5 protein-coding genes are annotated in these 5,487 nt (G+C 56.6%); 3 read left to right on the top strand and 2 right to left on the bottom strand.

What is annotated here, in order from left to right:
* Both QZ197_RS14540 and QZ197_RS14535 read left to right on the top strand, forming a co-directional pair.
* The coding region (locus tag QZ197_RS14540) for a PDZ domain-containing protein (RefSeq protein WP_296432855.1) at positions 1-893 on the top strand (893 nt) is incomplete at its 5' end.
* A gap of 28 nt (positions 894-921) precedes the next feature.
* Complete coding sequence (locus QZ197_RS14535; protein WP_296432852.1) at positions 922-1,464, top strand: nucleotide exchange factor GrpE; 543 nt, start codon at positions 922-924, stop codon at positions 1,462-1,464.
* 25 nt (positions 1,465-1,489) lie between these two features.
* On the opposite strand, the gene QZ197_RS14530 is transcribed toward QZ197_RS14535, so the two are convergent.
* Positions 1,490-2,374 (bottom strand): UTP--glucose-1-phosphate uridylyltransferase, encoded by an 885-nt coding sequence (locus QZ197_RS14530; protein WP_296432851.1) that lies wholly within the window; start codon positions 2,372-2,374, stop codon positions 1,490-1,492.
* 277 nt (positions 2,375-2,651) lie between these two features.
* Here QZ197_RS14530 and QZ197_RS14525 point away from each other — a divergent pair, with 277 nt between their 5' ends.
* Positions 2,652-3,863 carry a cyclopropane-fatty-acyl-phospholipid synthase family protein gene (locus QZ197_RS14525; protein ID WP_296432850.1) on the top strand — a complete coding sequence of 404 codons (1,212 nt, stop codon included), beginning with the start codon at positions 2,652-2,654 and terminating at the stop codon, positions 3,861-3,863.
* Between the two features lie 59 nt (positions 3,864-3,922).
* On the opposite strand, the gene QZ197_RS14520 is transcribed toward QZ197_RS14525, so the two are convergent.
* On the bottom strand, positions 3,923-5,487 hold a 1,565-nt coding region (locus QZ197_RS14520), incomplete at its 5' end, for an AAA family ATPase (protein ID WP_296432849.1).

Raw genomic sequence — 5,487 nt, 5'->3', positions numbered from 1 at the left:
TCGGTGACTATGTTCTGGCAATCGGCAATCCATTCGGGCTTGGCCAGACGGTAACATCCGGCATCATTAGCGCGCTGGGTCGTAGTGGGCTGAACATAGAAGGTTACGAGGATTTCATTCAAACCGACGCCTCGATTAATCCCGGCAATTCGGGCGGTGCGTTGGTAACGCTGAACGGTCAATTGGTTGGCATCAATACAGCGATTATTGCGCCATCCGGCGGCAATGTTGGCATTGGTTTCGCCGTGCCCGTGAATATGGCTGAAGCGGTTGTTGACCAGCTTATCAAATTTGGCGAGGTCCAGCGCGGCCAACTTGGTGTCAGGGTTCAGGATTTCACGCCTGACCTTGCCGAAGCTTTAGGCATGGACACGGGTGTCGGCGCCATAATCACGCAGGTTGAACTCGGAAGTGCTGCAGAAAATGCGCAATTGCAAGCCGGTGATCTGATCATTTCGGTTGATGGTCGCCCCGTGGTTGGTGCAGCTGATCTGCGGAGCCAGATCGGGCTGAGGCGGATCGGTGCTCAGATCGAAATCGGTATTCTGCGCGACGGTGAACCAATTGAAATTACAGTAACACTGCGCGAGGGCGGCCAAACGCAGACACGCCAGACCGATCGCGGATTTGATCAGCTTTCAGGTGCAGATCTGCGCGATCTTGCGCCGGATGATCCGCTTTTTGGTGAAGTATCCGGTGTCGTCGTCGTCCAAGTGGATGGCGACAGCCGTGCGGCACGCTCGGGACTGCAGGCGGGTGATGTCATCTTGGCTGTGAACCGCGTTGCCGTGGGATCAGTCGCCGAACTGCGCGAAGAATTGGCGTCCGTCAAAGGGGCTCTGGCCCTCACGATCCAACGCGGAACAGCCCGTGTTTTCCTGCTGATCAGGTGATCATTCAACTTCAAGAAAGGACCCTGTCATGGACAAGGACGAAACCAAGCGCAAAGACCACCGCGATGGCACCGAAAGTGCGGCCCCGGACCCGAAGATCGCATTGGAAGAGCTGACGGACAAATGGAAACGCGCGCTCGCTGACGCAGAAAACGCCCGCAAGCGCGCGGATCGTGCGCGTGTTGAAGGGCACGACTATGGCGTCGCCGTCGCGGTTGAAGCCCTTGCCCCGACATATGACGCGGTCTGCCGCGCGATTGAGGCCGCACCTGCCAGCCCTGACGCAGAAACCCCGCAAATCGCCGCGCATCTGGACGGCCTGAACAGCATCAAATCCGCGTTCGAAACCGGGTTGAAGGCGCTTGGGGTCAGGACCATCGCGCCGAAAGACACGCCGTTTGATCCAATGCTGCACGAAGCCATGCAAATCGAAGAAACAGACCAGACCAAAGCGGGGGAAGTTCTTGTTCTGCATCGTCCCGGCTTGGCAATTGGAAAACGGCTAATCCGACCGGCCCATGTGACCGTTAGCGCAAGCCCAATTAAACCCGCGAAAGACGAGAGCTCTTGATGGGTCGGCACCGTCACTCGCGGGGCTAGCAATCACCGAGTGTCTGAAAGGCTGCAAGAACTTCGGCATAAGCCGGGTCCTTGTGAGCCAAAAACAGCGTCGCCGCCAGCATTCCTTTCTTGGAGCCACAATCAAACCGACGCCCCGAGAACCGATAGCCGGCAATTCCAGCCTTTCTGCCACTTTGTGCAATCGCATCGGTCAACTGGATCTCACCGCCAACACCCGGGGCCTGATGGGCAAGCGCGTCAAAGATGATGGGGTCAAGGATATAGCGCCCAACAACCGCCATCTGCGATGGGGCCTTGTCAGGTGCTGGCTTTTCGACAATCCCGTCGGATAGAACAAAGTGCCCCTCTTGCGAGATGACAGACAGAATGCCGTATTGGCCTGTCAGCGCTTTCGACACTTCCATGACTGCAATAAGATGTCCCGCCTTGTCGCGATCATAGGCATTGACCATCTCGCGCAGGCATCCCGGCTCACCAAGGATCAAGTCATCAGGCAAGATGACGGCGACAGGGCCGTCCAGCAGATGTGGCCGCGCGCAAGCGACCGCATCACCCAGTCCGCGCGGTTCAGGTTGATTCACGAAAATAACCTCGCACGTGCGGGTGTCCAACGCCGCAGCTTGCAGTTGATCTGCCAGTTCGGGTTTCCCGTGATGCGCCAAAGTCATCCGCAACTGGGTATCATCCATAACGTAGTGCTTGATGGCTGCCTTTGACGGATGGCTCACAAAGATCATTCTATCCACTTCGGCTTCGCGTGCTTCGTCTATCGCGTATTGGATCAACGGTGTGTCGATGACGGGAAGCAGTTCCTTTGGCGTTCCTTTGGTAGCCGGCATAAATCTTGTACCCAGACCGGCCACAGGAAAGATCACTGTGCGTACCGTTGATGGTGTCATTGCCGAACCTCCCTGCAACTTGAATGATGTGGCTGCGATGCCGGTCAGACACGATACGCCTTACAGCCGACCTTGCGGCTGCCGTTAGGCTTTTTAGTGACCTGAAAAACCAAAGCCGGGTTGACTTATCTCAATCCGTGCACGGGTTTTGACAATGCTCAATTGGTGTTGTGACGGAGGTGTTAAGTTCTGCGAATGTTCGCAGACAAAATAGGAATGATCATGTACTGCAGTTTGAGGCGGCCATTGCGGCCAGCCATCACGAGATGCCGATAGGATGTGGGAACACGCATTCGACTTGATGCTACGCCGCTTGTTGCAAAAAGGCAGCCTGCAGGTGACGTTGCCGAACGGTCAACGTCATCACTACGGTGACGGATCCAGTGTCCCCCTACATGTCGAACTGCACAATATGGCGACCGTCAGACATCTCGTGCTCAATCCTGAACTAGCGTTGGGCGAAGCCTATATGAACGCTACGCTGACAATCACCGAAGGCGATTTGCACAGCTTTCTGGGTTTGATCGTGAAAAACTATCGGAACGCACCCGGTATCTGGTGGCAAAGGCTGTTGCCGAGACTGCGGATCGCACTGCGCCGGTTCACACAAAATAACGTCGCTCTGCGATCACGACGCAACGTGGCGCATCACTATGATCTGTCAGATACTCTCTATGATCTCTTTCTTGACCCAGACCGGCAGTATTCTTGCGGATATTTCCGTGATCCAAACGACACACTGGAACAGGCCCAGACCAACAAGAAATATCACATCGCGCGCAAACTGATGATCGAACCTGGGATGCGGGTGCTGGATATCGGCTGCGGTTGGGGCGGCATGGCGCACACTCTAGCGCAGGATTTTGGTGCCCAGGTCCTTGGCATTACACTATCCCAACAACAATACGCCTATGCCTCGGCGACCGCAGATCGCGAAGGGCTGGCCAACCGCGTGCACTATCAACTGTGCGATTACCGCGATGTGACGGGGATATTCGACCGGATTGTGTCGGTGGGCATGTTCGAACACGTCGGATTGCCGCACTATGACGCTTACTTCAAAAACATCCACGATAGGCTGTCCCCCGATGGGATCGCCTTGGTGCACACAATCGGCTGGACGGGTCCACCGGATGCCACCAATCCGTGGATTGCCAAGTATATCTTTCCCGGAGGCTATATCCCGACCATGTCCGAGGTAATGCAATCCGTCGAAACCTCGCACCTGTGGACGGCTGATGTCGAGGTCTGGCGTCTGCATTATGCCGAGACGTTGCGACACTGGTCCGAAAGGTTCGCGGCAAACGAAGACAAGGTTCGCGCGCTTTATGATGACCGCTTTGTGCGCATGTGGCGTTTTTATCTGGCGGCCTGCGAACAGACCTTTCGGCATGGACGGCAGGCAGTATTCCAGTTTCAACTGTCACGTCGCATTGATGCGGTGCCTCTGACGCGCGACTATCTTTATCAGTCGCACACTGCACAATGACGCCGCAGATCCCCTTCGTCATATGTCTGCAGGTCATTGTGGTTTGTGTGATGGTGTTGTCACGCACTCGACTGACGACGGTATGCCGATGCGGGCAAGTGCTCGCTGATCTGTGCCATCAAATCAGACAGCGTTTGCGCTGCGTCCAACCGGTGCCAGCCGATATCCCCGATCGGCAGGTCGTCTTGCTGCTCCGCGACCTGCGCGTCCGCGTCCGAGGCATCTTGCACCCGGCCACCTACGCGGGCCACGCGCAGCGCAGTATCCACATCCAGCCAAATGCCGACAAACCGGCACCCTGAATCCTTGGCGATCTCTTCGGCCAACCGGCGTTCGTGAGCTGTAGCATGCACCGCATCAAGGATCACTGCCTGTCCTGCTGCCAAAGCCAGCTTCGCCTTGGATCGCATGATCCGGTAAATCGTGTCACTGACTTCGGGCTGATAGGCCTCCGCCGGTAGTCTCTCAAACGGGGACACCTTGAAGTAGGCCTTGCGTTCCAGATCGCTGCGCAGATGCACCGCGCCGGGGAATGCGCCGATCAGGGGGGCAATCTCGCGGGCCACAGTCGTTTTACCGCTGCCCGACAGCCCGCCGATGGCCACCAATTGCGGGGCAACAGGTTTGAGGAAAGACAGGGCTTGCTGTAAGAATGTTCCAGCCTTTGCAATCAATGCGCCGGGGGCATCGTTTACGGCGGCAGTCTGCACATCAACCATCGCGCGGATGCCCGCCCGGACCGCCAGAAAAAGCGGCAGGGCGGCCAGTCCAGTATAGTGATCATCGGTTTCGCTGTGGAACAGATACGCGTTCAGCACCAGATTAGCCGAGGCATCCAATCCATGATGCGAAAGGTCCATCAGCAAAAACGCCAGATCGTAGAGTACGTCGCAAGTGCCAAGCCGTTCATCAAATTCCAGCGCGTCAAATGGTGTAGGCACATCATGCCACATCACAATATTGCGCAAATGCAGATCACCGTGACAGCGCCGCACCCAGCCTGCTTTTGAGCGGCCTTTCAACAAGCCTTCAATTCGGGCAAGCTCCTGCTCCGACGCATCAAGAAAATCACGGACCAATTCCGCGCCCAGCTGGGCATCCATGCCGCCCATCTCGCGCTCCAGTTCTTCGATGATCTCGCGGATCAGGACACGGCTGTCCTCTGGCCGCGCGGGAGCGTTGCGATGATAATCCGCGATGGAATGTCCGAGTCTGTCAGAGAGCTGCTGATCAATCAAACCACGTGCAGCCAGCGCGGAAAGCTCGGCTTCGGCGGGAAACCGGGTCATGCGCAGGACCCATTCTACAACGTCACCATCCCCGCCAAGCACCAAAGCCCCATCCGGTGCGCGTGTCAGGGGAACGACATCGTGATATAGCCCCGGTGCGGCATCGCGGTTCAGGTCTACTTCACGCTGAAGCATTTCATGACGCTGTGCGGGCGTAGAGAAATCCAAATAATCGTATTTGACCGCGCGCTTGATTTTTAGGGCCTCGGTTTCGTGCAAAAAGACAAGCGCCCCATGCGTTTGAACAACCTCATCAACGGCCGACGGCCCGTTTGATGCATGCGTCTTGAGGAATGCGATGGCCTCATCCTGATTTGTCCGCATGGTCGTCATGA

The organism is Yoonia sp. (genome assembly GCF_017854415.1).
Classification (GTDB): Bacteria; Pseudomonadota; Alphaproteobacteria; order Rhodobacterales; family Rhodobacteraceae; genus Yoonia.
The sequence above is the reverse complement of the archived record's forward strand: the minus strand, read 5'-3'. Positions and strand labels throughout refer to the sequence as shown.